This is a genomic window from Streptomyces solicamelliae, assembly GCF_045348655.1.
Classification (GTDB): Bacteria; Actinomycetota; Actinomycetes; order Streptomycetales; family Streptomycetaceae; genus Streptomyces; species Streptomyces solicamelliae.
The window spans coordinates 6259457-6274713 of record NZ_CP160404.1 but is presented as its reverse complement, the minus strand read 5'-3'; the positions used below and the strand labels follow the sequence as shown (position 1 = coordinate 6274713).

Annotated in this window: 13 protein-coding genes; 10 read left to right on the top strand and 3 right to left on the bottom strand. The window is 73.1% G+C overall.

All coding sequences use genetic code 11. The features are described 5' to 3' along the window. The first annotated feature begins 64 nt into the window (after positions 1-64). The 8 genes from ABZO31_RS28955 (at position 65) to ABZO31_RS28920 (ending at position 10056) form a co-directional block, all read left to right on the top strand. On the top strand, positions 65-1048 hold the full coding sequence (locus ABZO31_RS28955) for an ATP-binding cassette domain-containing protein (RefSeq protein ID WP_406864260.1): 984 nt from the start codon (positions 65-67) through the stop codon (positions 1046-1048). Continuing rightward, positions 1045-1887: an ABC transporter permease gene (locus ABZO31_RS28950; RefSeq protein ID WP_406864258.1), complete on the top strand. Its 843-nt coding sequence runs from the start codon at positions 1045-1047 to the stop codon at positions 1885-1887. Before ABZO31_RS28955 ends, ABZO31_RS28950 begins: the two co-directional genes overlap by 4 nt. A 56-nt stretch (positions 1888-1943) precedes the next feature. After that, a complete protein-coding gene (locus ABZO31_RS28945) occupies positions 1944-3149 on the top strand; it encodes a cytochrome P450 (RefSeq protein WP_406864257.1) in 1206 nt (401 codons plus the stop codon). 4 nt (positions 3150-3153) lie between these two features. After that, positions 3154-3369 carry a ferredoxin gene (locus tag ABZO31_RS28940; protein WP_406864256.1) on the top strand — a complete coding sequence of 72 codons (216 nt, stop codon included), beginning with the start codon at positions 3154-3156 and terminating at the stop codon, positions 3367-3369. 395 nt (positions 3370-3764) lie between these two features. Further along, the gene (locus tag ABZO31_RS28935) at positions 3765-3989 is read left to right on the top strand and encodes a type A2 lantipeptide (protein WP_406864255.1); all 225 of its coding nucleotides are present in this window, start codon (positions 3765-3767) and stop codon (positions 3987-3989) included. Positions 3990-4059: 70 nt separating this feature from the next. Beyond that, a complete protein-coding gene (locus ABZO31_RS28930; protein WP_406864254.1) occupies positions 4060-4866 on the top strand; it encodes an HlyD family efflux transporter periplasmic adaptor subunit in 807 nt (268 codons plus the stop codon). After that, positions 4863-7133, top strand: a complete 2271-nt coding sequence (locus tag ABZO31_RS28925; RefSeq protein ID WP_406864253.1) for an NHLP family bacteriocin export ABC transporter peptidase/permease/ATPase subunit — start codon at positions 4863-4865, stop codon at positions 7131-7133. The genes ABZO31_RS28930 and ABZO31_RS28925 overlap by 4 nt, the downstream gene beginning before the upstream one ends. 1 nt (position 7134) lies before the next feature. Next, entirely contained in the window at positions 7135-10056 is a 2922-nt protein-coding gene (locus ABZO31_RS28920) for an NHLP bacteriocin export ABC transporter permease/ATPase subunit (protein ID WP_406864252.1), read from the top strand. Between the two features lie 111 nt (positions 10057-10167). Here ABZO31_RS28920 and ABZO31_RS28915 read toward each other — a convergent pair whose 3' ends face one another. Continuing rightward, positions 10168-10464 (bottom strand): antibiotic biosynthesis monooxygenase, encoded by a 297-nt coding sequence (locus ABZO31_RS28915; protein WP_406864251.1) that lies wholly within the window; start codon positions 10462-10464, stop codon positions 10168-10170. Between the two features lie 127 nt (positions 10465-10591). Here ABZO31_RS28915 and ABZO31_RS28910 point away from each other — a divergent pair, with 127 nt between their 5' ends. Both ABZO31_RS28910 and ABZO31_RS28905 read left to right on the top strand, forming a co-directional pair. Continuing rightward, positions 10592-11425, top strand: a complete 834-nt coding sequence (locus ABZO31_RS28910) for a PP2C family protein-serine/threonine phosphatase (protein ID WP_406864250.1) — start codon at positions 10592-10594, stop codon at positions 11423-11425. Positions 11426-11462: 37 nt separating this feature from the next. Further along, entirely contained in the window at positions 11463-12479 is a 1017-nt protein-coding gene (locus ABZO31_RS28905; RefSeq protein WP_406864249.1) for an MASE1 domain-containing protein, read from the top strand. A gap of 85 nt (positions 12480-12564) precedes the next feature. On the opposite strand, the gene ABZO31_RS28900 is transcribed toward ABZO31_RS28905, so the two are convergent. Continuing rightward, positions 12565-13293 (bottom strand): DUF2470 domain-containing protein, encoded by a 729-nt coding sequence (locus ABZO31_RS28900; RefSeq protein WP_406864248.1) that lies wholly within the window; start codon positions 13291-13293, stop codon positions 12565-12567. Between the two features lie 36 nt (positions 13294-13329). Then, the gene (locus tag ABZO31_RS28895; RefSeq protein WP_406864247.1) at positions 13330-15156 is read right to left on the bottom strand and encodes an ABC transporter ATP-binding protein; all 1827 of its coding nucleotides are present in this window, start codon (positions 15154-15156) and stop codon (positions 13330-13332) included. Positions 15157-15257 lie beyond the last annotated feature (101 nt).

Below are 15257 nucleotides of genomic sequence, written 5' to 3'. Positions count from 1 at the left end.
GGCTCACCACTCCCTTCCCCTTCACCCGACCCCAGCCCCGCACGGAGGTTGATTTGCCATGCCCATGACAACAATTGCTCTCCCGGACTCCCGCACCGGCACTCCGCCCGCCATCTCCGCCGTCGGTCTGCGCAAGGCGTACGGCGACAAGGTGGTCCTCAACGGCGTGGACCTCCACATCCCCGAAGGCACGGTCTTCGCCCTGCTCGGCCCCAACGGCGCCGGCAAGACGACCACCGTCGAGATCCTGTCCACGCTCGTCCCCGCCGACGGCGGCCAGGCCCGGGTGGCCGGCTGCGATCTCGTGCGCGAGGCCCCGGGCGTACGCGACGCGATCGGCGTCACCGGGCAGTTCGCCGCCGTCGACCAGCTGCTCACCGCCGAGGAGAACCTGCTCCTGATGGCGGACCTGGAGCACCTGCCGCGCGCCGAGGGCCGCCGCCGGGCCGCCGCGCTGCTCGACCGGTTCGAGCTGACCGAGGCCGCGCGGAAGCCGGTGTCCACGTTCTCCGGCGGCATGCGGCGCAAGCTCGATCTGGCGATGACGCTGGTCGGCGACCCGCGGATCATCTTCCTCGACGAGCCGACCACCGGTCTCGACCCGCGCAGCCGGCGCACCATGTGGGAGATCATCCGCGGGCTCGTCGTCGAACAGGGCGTCACCGTCTTCCTCACCACGCAGTACCTGGAGGAGGCCGACCAGCTCGCCGACCGGATCGCCGTCCTCGACCGCGGCCGGATCGTCGCCGAGGGCACCGCCGAGGAGCTCAAGCGCCTGATCCCCGGCGGCCACATCCGGCTGACCTTCCCCGACGCCGCGCAACTCGACACCGCCGCCCAGCGGTTCGCCGGCTCGGTCCGCGACGACGAGGAGCTGAGCCTGCGCATCGCGAGCGACGGCGGCATCGCGACGCTCCGCGCGGTACTCGACGTCCTGGACGCCGAGCGGCTGCGGGCCGAGTCGCTGACCCAGCACACCCCGGACCTCGACGACGTCTTCCTCACCCTCACCGGCCGCTCCGACTCCCCGAAGGACTCCTCGCGATGAGCACGATCAGCACAGCGAGTACGACGAACACGGCGAACAGGACGACCCCGAAGTCGTACGCCCTGCGCGACTCGATCACCATGCTGCGGCGCAACCTCAAGCACGCGCAGCGCTACCCGGCCATGACCGTCTCCACCGTCGTCATGCCGGTGATGATGCTCCTGCTGTTCAACTACGCCTTCGGCGGCGCCCTCGGGGCCGGCATCGGTCCGGGTGCACAGGGCGGCTCGGGCGGCGCGTACATCGACTACGTCGCCCCCGGCATCATCCTGATGGCCGCCACCGCCGGCGCGGTCGCGACGGCGGTGGGCGTGTGCGTCGACATGACCGAGGGGATCGTCAACCGGTTCCGGACCATGTCGATCTCCCGCGCCTCGTTCCTCACCGGACATGTCGTCGGCAGTGTGATCCAGACGCTGCTGGCCATCGCGCTGGTCGTCGGCGTCGCGCTCGCCATCGGCTTCCGCCCGAACGCCACGTTCGTCGAGTGGCTGGCCGCGGCCGGTCTGCTCGCCGGGCTCACCCTCGCGCTGACCTGGCTGTCGGCCGGTGTGGGCCTGATCGCCAAGACCCCGGAGTCCGCGAGCAACATCCCGCTGCCGGCGACCTTCCTGCCGTTCCTCGGCAGCGCGATCGTGCCGACCGACTCCATGCCGACGGGCCTGCGCTGGTTCGCCGAGTACCAGCCCTTCACCCCCGTCATCGAGACCCTGCGCGGACTGCTGATGGGCACGGAGATCGGCACCAGCGGCTGGTTCGCCCTCGCGTGGTGCGCCGGCCTCACGGTCGTCGGCTACCTCTGGGCCCGCCGCGCCTTCACCCGTACCGCCGCCCGGTGACCCGCATGCGACACGACACCGCCCGCCCCGTACACCCCTTATCCCCGGAGGCACACATGTCCGCCCTCGAAGAGCCCGTCGCCCTGCCCACCCAGCGCGCCGCCGGCTGCCCCTTCGACCCGGCCGCCGGACTCGGCCCGCTCCGCGAGGAGCTGCCGCTGCGCCGGATGGCATACCCCGACGGGCACGCCGGCTGGCTGGCGACCGGGTACGCGGAGGTCCGCGCGATCCTCGCCGACCCGCGGTTCAGCTCGCGGTACGAACTGCTGCTCCTGCCCTTCCCGGGCGGCCCCGAGGGCCCGCTGCCGCCCGCGCCGACCGGGGACATGACGGGCATGGACGCCCCCGAGCACACCCGTTTCCGGCGGCTGCTGATGGGCCGGTTCACGGTCCGCCGGATGCGGCTGCTGACCGAGCGGGTCGAGGAGGTGACCGCGGAGCGACTGGCCGCGATGGAGCGGCAGGGGCCCGGCGTGGACCTGGTCACCGTGTTCGCCCAGCCGATCCCGGCGCTGATGATCTGCGAGTTGCTCGGGGTGCCGTACGCGGACCGCGAGACGTTCCAGCGGCAGGCGGCCACGCTCATGTCGCAGGACGCCTCCCTGGAGGAGCGCGGGGCGGCGATGACGGGCCTGACGGAGTACATGCACGCCCTCGTCGTCGCCAAGCGCGCGGAGCCGACCGACGACCTGCTGAGCGATCTGGCGCGGGAGTCGGACCTCACCGACGAGGAGCTGACCGGTCTCGGCGCCTTCCTGCTCGCCGCGGGTCTGGACACCACGGCGAACATGCTGGCCCACGGCACGTTCGCGCTGCTGAGCCACCCCGCGCAGGCGGCGGCGCTACGCGCGGAGCCGGAGCTGGCCGGGCCGGCCGTCGAGGAGCTGATGCGGTATCTGAGCATCGCGCACACCACGGTGCGGTCGGCGCTGGAGGACGTGAAGCTGGCCGGGCAGGTGATCCGCGCCGGCGAGTCGGTGACGCTCGCGATCGACGCGGCCGACCGCGACCCGCGGAGGTTCGACGACCCGGACGCGCTGGACCTGCGGCGCGGCGGGAGCGGCCATCTGGCGTTCGGGCACGGCATCCACCAGTGCCTGGGCCAGCAACTGGCCCGGGTGGAGATGACGGTGGCGCTCCCGGCGCTGCTGACCCGGTTCCCGACGCTGCGTCTGGCCGTCGGCCCCGAGGACGTACCGCTGCGCACCGACATGAACATCTACGGCGTGCACAGCCTGCCGGTCGCCTGGGACGAGGTCTGAGGCCATGGACCAGCAGCACCCGCTGGAACTGTCCGTCGACCGCGACCGCTGCCAGGGAGCGGGGATGTGCGCCCTGACCGCCCCGGAGGTCTTCGACCAGGACGACGACGGGCTCGTGCTCCTGCTCACCGCCGCCCCTGCTCCGGCGCACCGGCAGTCCGCCCGCCTGGCGGCCGGTCTCTGCCCCGCGGCGGCGGTCATGGTCACCGAGCGGCACTGAGCGGCGACGGGCCGCGACGACCGCGCGATCTGCACACCGATTGCGCAGAGGTCACACCGCCTCCCGAGGTTCTTCCAGGTCCTGCACGAGCCGGCGGCCCGGCCGGACGACCTCTGAGCGGAATGTCTTATTCCATGTCAGCACCTCTCCGTCCGGCCGGCCGCCACCTCGGGTGAACTCGTGAAGAAGGTGCCTCCAAGTGATGGACGGTTGTGCACCCACAGGCAATTCCATACACGGGAACGCCCGTTGGGAGCTCCGTGCGAGTGGCTGGGCGACGCACCGGCGTGCTTTGATCCAGACCTCCACGGAAGCTCCCCCTCCGGACCGATGCCACCGGTCCGGTGTCCGGCGACCGCGGCCGTTTCAGTACGTCCCCATTTGAAGGGAATTTCATGAACCCCCAGATCGAGACCATGGAGATCTCCGACGCCGACCTGGACAACGTGTCCGGCGGTCTCGGTGGCGGCGTCGTCGCCAACGGCACCCTTGCCATCGACGGCATCGCCCCGGCCGTGACCCCGCTGCTGGGTACCGTCATCGGCACGGTGGAGGGCGCCACCGGCCTGAACACCGCTCCGGTCGCCGGCCTGCTCAACGCCACCGTCGCGGGCGTCTGACCGTAGCGTCGCGTCGCATGCCCCGGGGTCCTGACGACCCCGGGGCATGCCCGCCTTTCCGGAGAGTTCCATGCAGTTCCGCCAACAGGCCCTCGACAAGCTGCAGTCCGGCGACGACATCGATCTGCCGGTGCGCTTCGCCCGTCCGCAGGGCCGCCTCGTCCTGATCGTCACGGTCCTCGCGATGGCCGCCGCCACCGTCTGGGCCGTCACCGGCACCGTGTCCGCCACGCTGTCCGCCCCCGGGCTGCTCACCCACGGGCAGGGCGGCTACGTGCTGCAGAGCCCGGTCGCCGGGCAGGTCACCGACGTCCTGGCACAGGAGGGCGACCGCGTCGACGCCGACGCACCGCTCCTCGAACTGCGCACCCCCCAGGGCGCCACCACCGTCCGCACCCTCGCCGCGGGCCGCCTGACCGCCCTCGCCGCCGGCATCGGCGCCGTCGTCACCGTCGGCACCGACGTGGCGGCCGTCGAACGGGCGGAGGGCTCCGACGACCCGCTGAAGGCCGTGGTCTACCTGACCGCGCAGGACGCACCGACCGTCCCCGTCGGCGCGTCCGTCGACCTCACCGTCCAGTCCGTCCCGCAGCAGGAGTACGGGGTCCTGCGCGGCCGCGTCGAGTCGGTGGCCCGCACCGCCCAGTCCCGGCAGCAGCTCGCGGCCTTCCTCGGCAACGCCCAGCTCGCCGACCAGTTCGTGAAACAGGGCCGGACCCTGCCCGTCCTGGTGCGCCTGGAGCGCGCGCCGGACAACGCCTCCGGGTACGCCTGGTCGTCCGCCGGCGGCCCGCCGCACCCGCTCACCTCCATGACCCCGCTCAGCGCCGTCGTCCGCCTGGCCGAACAGCGCCCGATCGACTGGCTGCTGCCGTGACCGCCCAGCGAAGGCTGCCGCCGGCCGACCGCCGGCGCCGCCGCGCCCCCGAGCCGGCCGTGCCGCAGCGGTCCGCGAGCCGGCGCAAGCCGCGCCGGCAGCCGCAGCCCCCGAAGCAGAAGGCCGTCCGCACCCCCACCGTCCTGCAGATGGAGGCCGTGGAGTGCGGGGCGGCCGCGCTCGCGATGGTGCTCGCCCACTTCGGCCGCCATGTGCCCCTGGAGGAGCTGCGGATCGCCTGCGGCGTCTCCCGCGACGGCTCACGTGCCAGCAACGTGCTGAAGGCGGCGCGGAGTTACGGGCTGCAGGCCAAGGGCATGCAGATGGAGCCCGCGGCGCTGGCCGGGGTGCGGCCGCCCGCGATCCTGTTCTGGGAGTTCAACCACTACGTCGTGTACGACGGCGCGGGGCGACGCTTCGGCCGCCGGGGCGTGCACATCAACGACCCCGACAAGGGCCGCCGTTTCGTGCCCGCCGAGGACTTCGACACCAGTTTCACCGGGGTGGCGCTGGTCTTCGAGCCCACCGACGACTTCCGCCCCGGCGGCCGCCGGCCGGGCGTGCTGCAGGCCCTGCCCGCCCGGATGCGCGGCACCACCGGCACCCTGCTCGCGACACTGCTCGCGAGCCTGCTCCTGGTCGCGGTCGGCGCGGCGCTGCCGGCGCTCAGCCGGACGTACATCGACCTGTTCCTGATCGGTGGTCAGTCCTCGCTGCTGGGCCCGCTGTTCGCGTCGATGGCCGCACTGGTGGTGCTCACCGCCGTGCTCACCGGACTACAGCAGGCCAATCTGCTGCGCGGGCGGATCATCTCGTCCACGCTCAGCAGCGCCCGTTTCCTGCGCCATCTGATGCGGCTGCCGGTGGGCTTCTTCGCCCAGCGCAGCCCGGCCGACCTCGTCCAACGGCTGCAGTCCAACGACGCCGTCGCCGAAACCCTGGCCCGTGACCTGACGGCCGCCGCCGTCGACGGGGTCGTGGTGATCCTGTACGCGGTGCTGCTGTGGACGTACGACCCCCAGCTCACCTTCGTGGGCGTGGGGATCGCGCTGCTCAACGTGGTCGCGATGCGGGTCGTGATCCGGCTGCGGGCCACCGGCACGCAGAAGCTGCGCGCCGACAGCGCCCGGCTGACGAACACCTCGTACACCGGTCTGCAGCTGATCGAGACGATGAAGGCGACCGGCGGCGAGCAGGGCTTCTTCCGCCGCTGGGCGGGCCAGCACGCCACCACCCTGGACGTGCAGCAACGGCTCGGCGTGCCGAGCGCGGTCCTCGCGGTCGTCGCGCCGACGCTCGCCACGGCCAACAGCGCGCTGATTCTGTGGATCGGCGGACTGCGGGCGGTGGAGGGCCACTTGTCGATCGGCCTGCTCGTCGCGTTCCAGGCGCTGGTGGCGCGCTTCAGCGCCCCGATCACCCGGCTCAACGGCGTCGCCGGCCGCATCCAGGACTTCGCCGCGGACCTGGCCCGGCTGAAGGACGTCGAGAACTTCCCGGTGGACCCGGTGTACTGGGGCCCGGACCCCGAGTCCGACACCCGCCGGCTCAAGGGCCACATCGCCCTGGAGGACATCACCTTCGGCTACAGCCCCCTCGACAAGCCGCTGCTCAGCGGCTTCTCGCTGAGTCTCGGACCGGGGCAGCAGATCGCCCTCGTCGGCGGCTCCGGCAGCGGCAAGTCCACGGTCTCCCGGCTGATCTCGGGGCTGTACAGCCCCTGGGAGGGCGTGATCCGCATCGACGGCCAGCGGCTCGACGACATCCCGCGCGGCACGCTCGCCGCGTCCGTCTCCTTCGTCGACCAGGACGTGTTCCTCTTCGAGGGCACCGTCCGGGACAACGTGGCGCTGTGGGACCCGTCGATCCCCGACGAGGCGGTGACCGCGGCGCTGCGGGACGCCGCGCTCCTGGACGTGATCACCCGCCGGCCCGACGGTATCCACGGCCGCGTCGAGCAGGACGGCCGCAACTTCTCCGGCGGCCAGCGCCAACGGCTCGAGATCGCCCGGGCGTTGGTGCGCCGGCCGAGCGTCCTGGTCCTCGACGAGGTGACCAGCGCCCTCGACGCGGAGACCGAGCGCCTCATCATCGACAACCTGCGGCGGCGCGGCTGCGCCTGCGTGGTCATCGCGCACCGGCTGAGCACCGTCCGCGACAGCGACGAGATCCTGGTGCTCGACCACGGCACGGTGGTGGAGCGCGGCCGGCACGAGGAGCTGGTCGCCACCGGGGGCGCGTACGCCGAGCTGGTCAAGGAGCACTGACGTGTCGTCCGCTTACCCCCCGCCCGCCGAGTCCGTCGTCGCCCTCGACCCCGTCGTCCACGCCCTCGGCGGGCTCGGCACGCCCCTGGACTGCACCGGACTGCGCACGCTGCCCCTGGAGGGGCCACACGTGCTGTGGCTCGTGGTCGGCGGCGCGCTCGATCTGTTCGCGGTGGACGCCGTCGAGCAGGGCGCCTGGCACTTCCTCGGCCGGCTCGAGACCGGGACGCTGCTGCTGGGCCCCGTCGAGGGCCCCCGTCACACCCTGCTCGGCCGGCCCTCGCAGGACTGTCTGGTGCGCCGGATCGGCCTGCGGGAGCTGCACCGGTCCGGGTACGAGACGTACGAGAGCCACGAGGCGTACGGCGCGTACGACGAGTGGGGCGTCTGGCACCCGTACGAGCGGCCGTACACGACCCAGGCGCCCGAGGCGGGCCCCCTGGAGCACGCCTTCGCGCTCGGCGTCGGCCGTGGCCTGGGCGTGCTGTTCGAGGCTCCGCTCGACGGCCGCCCCGGCGGCGACGACGCCGTGGCCGACGACGACGTCCTGTGGATGGACGTCGAGCCGGGCAGTGTGGCGTACGGGGCCTCGGTCGGCGACGAGGCGGCCGCCGACCTGCTCGTCGACGGTGCGATGTGGCAGCGGATGGTCAACCAGCAGTACCGGCTGCTGTCCGCCGTCGACCGCTGGATCGAACGCCTCGACCGCGCCCACGAGGACCGTGCGGCCGAGGGGATCAGGGCCGGAGAGGCCGTCCGCGCCCGCGCGGACCGGGCGCTCCTCGCCTCGATCGGGCGGCCCGACCGGTCCAGGCGCGGTGACGGGCGCGCGACGGGACCGGACGCGGCCGGCGACCGGGCGGCGGACGACGCGGTGTACGCCGTCTGCCGCCTGGTCGCCGCGGCGAGCGGCATCACGCTGCCCGAGGCCCCGCGGGGCGGCGAGCCGAACGACCGGGTCTCCCCCGTCGAGCGGATCGCGACGGCGGCCCGGCTGCGCACCCGCGACGTACGGCTCGACGGCTCCTGGTGGCGGCAGGACTGCGGCCCGCTCGTCGGACACCGCGCCCGGTCGGGCGCGCCGGTGGCGCTGCTGTGGCGGCGCGGCCGGTACGAGGCGGTCAACGCGGCGACCGGGCGGCGGATCCGGGTCGACGAGGACAACGCGGAGGAGTTCGAGCCGCGGGCGGTGATGTTCTACCGGCCGCTGCCCCCGGGGCCGGTGACCCCGTGGCGGCTGCTCCGGTTCAGTCTGCGCGGGGCCCGCGCGGACCTGCGGAACCTGTTCCTCGGCGGGCTCGTGACGGTGGCTCTGGGCGCGCTGGTGCCGATCGCGACCGGCCGGGTGCTCGGCGAGTACGTGCCGAACGCCCGCACCGACCTGATCGTGCAGGTGTCCGTCGGGGTGCTGCTCGCGGGCCTGGTCACGGCCGCGTTCATGCTGCTGCAGAACCTCACGGTGCTGCGGATGGAGGGCCGCATCGAGGCGGCGCTGCAGCCCGCGGTGTGGGACCGGCTGCTGCGGCTGCCGACCCGGTTCTTCGCCGGCCGCTCCACCGGCGAGCTGGCGAGCGCGGCCATGGGCGTCAGTGCCGTGCGCCAGGTGCTGTCGGGTCTGGGGCCGGTGGTCCTGCAGGCGTGCACGGTCGGCGCGATGAACGTCGTGCTGCTGTTCGCGTACAGCGGGTCGCTGGCACTGGTGGCGCTCGCGATGCTGGTCGTGGTCGGCGCGGTGTTCCTCGGCATGGGGCTGTGGCAGCTGCGCTGGCAGCGGCGGCTCGTGGAGCTCGGCAACAAGCTGAACAACCAGGCGTACCAGACCCTGCGCGGGCTGCCGAAGCTGCGGGTCGCGGCGGCGGAGAGCTTCGCGTACGCGGCCTGGGCGCGGGAGTTCGCGACGTCGCGGGAGCTGCACCAGAGGGCCGGGCGGATCCGGAACCTGAGCTCGGTGCTCGACGCGGTGTGTCTGCCGCTGTGCTCGGTGACGATGTTCGTGCTGCTCGCGGGACCGGCCGAGGGCACACTGTCCGCGTCGGGCTTCCTCACGTTCAGCACCGCCCTGACGATGCTGCTGACGTCCGTCACCCAGGTCACCGGGGCGCTGGTCTCGGCGGCCGCGGCGCTGCCGCTGTTCGAGCAGGTCAGGCCGCTGCTGGACGAGGAGCCCGAGGTGCGGGGCGCGGGGGCCCGGCCGGGGGCGCTGACCGGGGAGATCGAGGCCCGGGGCCTGTCGTTCCGCTACACCGAGGACGGCCCGCTGGTCCTCGACGACGTCTCGCTGCAGGTGCGGCCGGGCGAGTTCGTGGCGGTCGTCGGCCCCAGCGGCTGCGGCAAGTCGACGCTGCTGCGGCTGCTGATCGGCTTCGACCGGCCCGCGTCCGGGAGCGTGCTGTACGACGGTCAGGACCTGGCCGCGCTGGACCAGGCGGAGGTGCGGCGGCAGTGCGGGGTGGTGCTGCAGAACGCGCAGCCGCTGTCCGGCTCGATCCTGGACTGCATCCGCGGCACCGAGGCGTACACGCAGGAGGAGGTCGTGGAGGCGGCCGCGATGGCGGGGCTCGCCGAGGACATCCAGCGGATGCCGATGGGGCTGCACACGATGATCTCCGGCGGCGGGGCGATCTCGGGCGGGCAGCGCCAGCGGCTGATGATCGCGCAGGCGCTGGTGCGCAAGCCGCGCATCCTGTTCTTCGACGAGGCCACCAGCGCGCTCGACAACGAGACGCAGCGCGTCGTCATGGACAGCACCCGCACGCTGAGCGCCAGCCGCCTGGTGATCGCGCACCGTCTGTCGACGGTGATGGACGCGGACCGGGTGATCGTGATGGCCGAGGGCCGCATCGTCGAACAGGGCCCCCCGGCCACCCTCCTGGCGAACCCGGGCGGCGCCCTCCACGACCTGGTCCGCCGCCAGCTGCGGTGACCGGCGGGCGGACGGCGCCGATCACCCGGCGCACGCCGGCCGCCACGGGTCACGCCCCGCACGCCGTCCGGCGCGCGGCACCGGTCTGCCTCCGCCGCCCGGGACCGTGAGTCAGCCGCCCGGGATCGTGAGCCGGCCGCCGCGGTAGAAGCCTTCGCTCTCCTCCACGACGTACGGGGCCATCACCTCGCGCCGCTCCCGTTCCGCGTCGGAGGCACGCCAGCCCTCGCAGGCGTCCTGGGAGTCCCAGACCGAGACGCCGGTGATCTCCTGGCCGTCCTCGGACCAGTACGCGAACGCGTGCAGCAGTCCGTCCGGATGGATCCCCGGCCGCCAGGCCCGCTCGAAGTCGGCCAGGCTGCCCGGCCGGATACGGCGCGTCGTGACCCAGACAAAGTGCTGCTCCATCGCCGCCTCCTCGCATGCGGGCGACGGCCTGCCGCCGCCTCTCCGACCACCGTAGGCCCGCGCCCCCGATCCCGCCCGCGCGGGCTAATGTGAGGTGGGGGGCCGGCGGGAGAACCCGGAGCCCGTGATGCGCGGACACCACCGTCCCGAGCCGCCCGAGAACGCACAGGAGCTCCTGGTCGCGCTCGGGCAGCTCGTCGATCAGGCCCTGGACCGGATCAAGTACCAGCGGGCCAGGGTCGAACTGGCCATGGCGCTGCAGCGCCACATGCTCCCGCCCGGCCTGCCGCGGCTGCCGGGCCTGCACCTGGCCGCCCGGTACACGCCGTCGAAGGACGGACTGGACGTCGGCGGCGACTGGTACGACGCGTTCGTGATGAGCGACGGCTCGCTGGGGCTCGCGATCGGTGACGTGCAGGGCCACGACGTGGAGGCGATCGCCTTCATGGGGCAGGTGCGCACCAGCCTGCGCGCGATCGCGCAGGCGACGTCCGACACCCGGGAGGTGCTGAGCCGCGCCAACGACCTGCTGATCGCCATGGGCTGCGACCTCTTCGCGACCTGCTGCTTCCTGCGCTTCGACCCGGTGACCCGGGATCTTACGGTCTCCCGCGCCGGCCACGTGCCGATGGTCTGGGCGACGGCCGGCGGCGGCTACGGCGTGGCGCTCGACAGCGGCGGGCCGCCGCTGGGCATCGCCTCGGGCGAGACGTACCCGGTGACCCACCGGCGGCTGAACGAGGCCGGGGTGCTGGTGCTGCTCACCGACGGGGTGGTGGAGGGCCCGCAGTACCCGATGGAGGCGGGGCTGGCGGAGGTGGCGAAGCTGGTGCGGCGCGGCTTCGACGCCGATCCCGACGTGCTCGCGTCCGCGGTCGTGAAGGTGGCGGATCTGACCGGCCACCGTGACGACGCGGCCGTCCTCGTCGTCCGCTACGACGGCCCGGCCGACGGCGGCTGAGGTCGCCGGTCCCCGGGCGGGAGCGCAGACTGCTGTCGTGCGGAGCGCGGAACAGGGTCGTCGCCGATCCGGCGGCGCACGGCGCATTCTCGCCGGCCACGGCTTCGAGGTCGTGCTCGTGCTCGCCGTCGCCGCCACGTACTACGGAGCAGCCCGGATCGGGCTGCTCCAGCAGCTCGTGCGCGAACAGGTCACGCCGCTGTGGCCGCCGACCGGCCTCGCGCTGGCGGCGCTGCTGGTGTTCGGGGCGCGGGTCTGGCCCGGCATCGCGCTCGGCGCGTTCCTGGTGAACGTGACCCTCGGCCCGTCGGTGCTCGCGGTCCTCGCCATCGCGGCGGGCAACACCCTGGCCCCGCTGGGCGCGCTGTTCCTGCTGCGCCGCGCCCGCTTCAGACCGGAGCTGGACCGGCTGCGGGACGTGCTGGCGCTGATCTTCCTGGGGGCCCTGGCCGGCATGCTGATCAGCTCGACGATCGGCACCGGGGCGCTGGTGCTGTCCGGGGCCGTCGACGCCGGGGACTTCTGGTCGACCTGGTCGGTGTGGTGGACGGGCGACGCGATGGGGGTGCTCGTGGTCACTCCGTTCCTGCTGGTGCTGCGCAGGATCCGGTGGCCGGTGCGGGCGTCACCGGCCCGGTGGCTGGAGGCGGCGGCGCTGGCGGCCGGGACGCTGCTCGTCACGCTGCTCGCCACCCGTACGGCGCACTCCAGCCTGCTCTTCCTCGTCTCCCCGTGCCTGATCTGGGCCGCGTTCCGCTTCCGGCTGGAGGGGGCGGCTCCGTGCGCGCTGGCGGTCTCGATCCTGGCGATCATGGCCGCCGCGAGCGGTGCCGGGCCGTTCGACGACGAGGACCTGTTCGCCACGATGGTCACGCTGCAGGCGTTCAACGGGACGACGGCCCTGACCGCGCTGCTGCTGGCGGCCGTGATCACCGAGCGCAACCGGACCCACGACGAGCTCAGCCGGCTGTGCAACCGGTTCGCCCTGATGCTGACCCAGCTGGATCCCGGCACGGACCCGTACGAGGAGCCGCCGGAGCATCCGCCGCCGTGAGCCGCGGGAAGGGGCCGGTCCGCCGGAGGGGCCGGTCCTCGGGAAGGGGCCGGTCCGCCGGAGGGGCCGGTTCGCCGGACGGGCGCTAGTTGACGCCGGCGTCCGCGTCGTGCCGGTGCGGGCAGCGGCGGCCGGTGAGCAGCCGCCGGATCTGTTCGCCGGCCTCGGCGCCGTCGCGGACCGGGGCGGTGAACAGGAACCGCAGGTCGCAGTGGCCGCGCTCGTACTCGCAGCGCAGCGTGAGGCCGTGCCGGTCGACGGCGAGCGGGGCGACCTTCAGGACGCCGGACGGGACCTGCGGGCCGGCGAGCAGGAGCAGTTCGGCGACCAGGTCCTCGTGGGCATCGGCGAGATGCGTCAGCATCGCGGCCTCCTCGACGGCGAGGGCGTCGGGCTCGGCGAGCGTGAACGCGTCGAGCCCGACGTCCAGCGACCCGGCCGCGGTGTGCAGGGTGACCCGGGCGACGTCGAGCCGGACCGGTCCGCCGGGAGCGTCCGGTTCGGCCCGGGTGAGCCAGCCGGAGATCGTCACCCGGCTCCGGACCCGGTCGCGCATCGCGGTCGGGGCGATGTCGGTGAAGTCGAGCAGGGCGGCCAGGCCACCGAAGGGTGCGGTGGCGATCCCGGCCGCCAGCGGGCTGTCGGCCGGCGGGTGGAGGGAGATCCGGCCCTTGGGGCCGACGGAGAGCATCCCGATCAGGTCGTAGCTCTGTCCCTGCGTGGTGAGGGAGAGTGACTCCGCCTGGGCCAGCACGGAGCGGACCCGCTCGGCGGCGGTCGGCTCGGACGGCGCGGTATCGGGGGCAGCACTCACGGCGACTCCTCACAGGGCGAGATGACTTAGGTAAGGCTAACCTAACACCTCCTTCTCGGCTACGGCACCCGCCGCCGTGTCGTCGAAGAAGCCGCCCGACTGGTGCTGCCAGAGCTTCGCGTACGCCCCGTCCACGGCGAGCAGTTCCTTGTGCGTGCCCTGCTCGACGATCCGCCCCCGGTCGAGGACGACCAGCCGGTCCATCGTGGCGACCGTGCTCAGCCGGTGGGCCACCACGAGCGCGGTCCGCCCCTCCATCAGCCGCCACAGCGCGTCCTGGACGAGGATCTCGCTCTCCGAGTCCAGCGCGCTGGTGGCCTCGTCGAGCAGCAGGATCGGCGCGTCCCGCAGGATCGCCCGGGCCAGGGCCACCCGCTGGCGCTGACCGCCGGACAGCTTCACGCCCCGCTCGCCGACCATGGTGTCGAAGCCCTCGGGCAGCGAGTCGACGAACTCGGTGACGTGCGCCGCCTCCGCGGCCCGCCGGATCTCCTCGTCCGTCGCGCCCGGCCGGGCGAACGCGATGTTCTCCCTCAGGGTCCGGTGGAACATCGCCGGGTCCTGCGGCACGTACGCGATCAGACTGCGCAGCTCCGCCTGGCGCAGCCTGCTGATGTCCTGACCGCCGATCAGGATCCGGCCGCCGCCGACGTCGGTCATCCGCAGCAGCAGCCGGGTCAGCGTGGTCTTGCCGCCGCCGGAGCGGCCGACCAGACCGAGCTTCGAGCCGCTGGGCACGTCCAGGTCGAGTCCGTCGAACAGCGGCCGCGCGGCGCCCCCGTGCGTGAACACCACCTTGTCGAAGCGCACCTGGGCCGACCGGGAGTCGAGCGGCTCGGGCGTCGGCGGGTCGACGACGGTCGGCGGGTCCACGAGCAGTTCGGTGAACTGCGCGGCCTCCGTCATCGAGCTCTCCAGGCGCCGGTAGATCTGGTTGAACTCGAACATGATCCGGGTGGCGTTGGCGTAGTACGTGAAGGCCACGATGACCGCCTCCACGCCGTGCTGCCCCGCGCCGAGGGACAGCGCGAGCACCAGGCCCAGCACATTGGTGAGCACGGACATCGGCGCGACGACGGTGTCGATGCGCAGATTGCCGTAGTCCCATGACCGCAGGGTGAGCCGGCGCGACTCGGCCACGCGGGAGCGGTGTTCGGCCGCCTCGCGGTCCTCGGCGGCGAACGAGCGGACGGTGTCCATGTTCATGAGGCTGTCGGCCACATGCCCCGACACCCGGGCGATCGCCTTCTCCCGCTCGGCGACCAGCGCCTGCCGGCGGCGGATCAGCGGGGTCACGACCACGGCCGTGACCACGATGAGCAGCAGCAGGCCCAGGACGAGCAGCGGGTCGTACTGCCACAGCACCACCGAGGCGAACGCCAGCGGGACGAGGCTGCCCATCAGGGAGAACGTCAGGGTGTCGACGAACTCCTCGAAGCGGGAGGCGAAGCTGAGGACCCGCTTGGTCAGCGAGCCCGCGAAGTTGTCGTGGAAGAACGCCGCGTCCTTGGCGAACAGTTCGTCCATGCCGATGATGTACAGGTTCTCGATGCCACGGGCGTCGACGCGGTTCAGGCAGTGCAGCCCGATGCGCCACAGCGCCTCGCCGGCCAGCAGCACGCCGGCGAAGCCGAGGACGTACGGGAGCATCTCGTCGATCCCGGTGCCCCCGCCGCCGGCGAGCCGGCCGACGAGCTTGGCGACGACGAGCGGGGCCACGTAGGCGATGCCGACGTTGCCGAGCGCGGGCAGCAGCAGGGCCGGCAGGGCCAGCCATCGCATGCGGACCAGTTCGCGCCCGTAGTAGCGGAGGGCGAGGAGAACCGAGCCGCTGCTCGGTAAGCCCTCGCTTGATTCAGACATTTACAACCCAACCCTCTGTTGTGGTACCAGCGGTGAGAAACCGGAGTGTCCCGTAGCGCGCGCCCCGCCGTCCAAGCGTTTTTCGCGACGCCCCCGAGGGG

Coding starts and splice junctions, on each gene's coding strand:
- ABZO31_RS28915 (WP_406864251.1), bottom strand. CDS start 10,464: ATGGAGCAGCACTTTGTCTGGGTCACGACGCGCCGTATCCGGCCGGGC.
- ABZO31_RS28955 (WP_406864260.1), top strand. CDS start 65: ATGACAACAATTGCTCTCCCGGACTCCCGCACCGGCACTCCGCCCGCC.
- ABZO31_RS28935 (WP_406864255.1), top strand. CDS start 3,765: ATGAACCCCCAGATCGAGACCATGGAGATCTCCGACGCCGACCTGGAC.
- ABZO31_RS28910 (WP_406864250.1), top strand. CDS start 10,592: ATGCGCGGACACCACCGTCCCGAGCCGCCCGAGAACGCACAGGAGCTC.
- ABZO31_RS28930 (WP_406864254.1), top strand. CDS start 4,060: ATGCAGTTCCGCCAACAGGCCCTCGACAAGCTGCAGTCCGGCGACGAC.
- ABZO31_RS28895 (WP_406864247.1), bottom strand. CDS start 15,156: ATGTCTGAATCAAGCGAGGGCTTACCGAGCAGCGGCTCGGTTCTCCTC.
- ABZO31_RS28940 (WP_406864256.1), top strand. CDS start 3,154: ATGGACCAGCAGCACCCGCTGGAACTGTCCGTCGACCGCGACCGCTGC.
- ABZO31_RS28950 (WP_406864258.1), top strand. CDS start 1,045: ATGAGCACGATCAGCACAGCGAGTACGACGAACACGGCGAACAGGACG.
- ABZO31_RS28945 (WP_406864257.1), top strand. CDS start 1,944: ATGTCCGCCCTCGAAGAGCCCGTCGCCCTGCCCACCCAGCGCGCCGCC.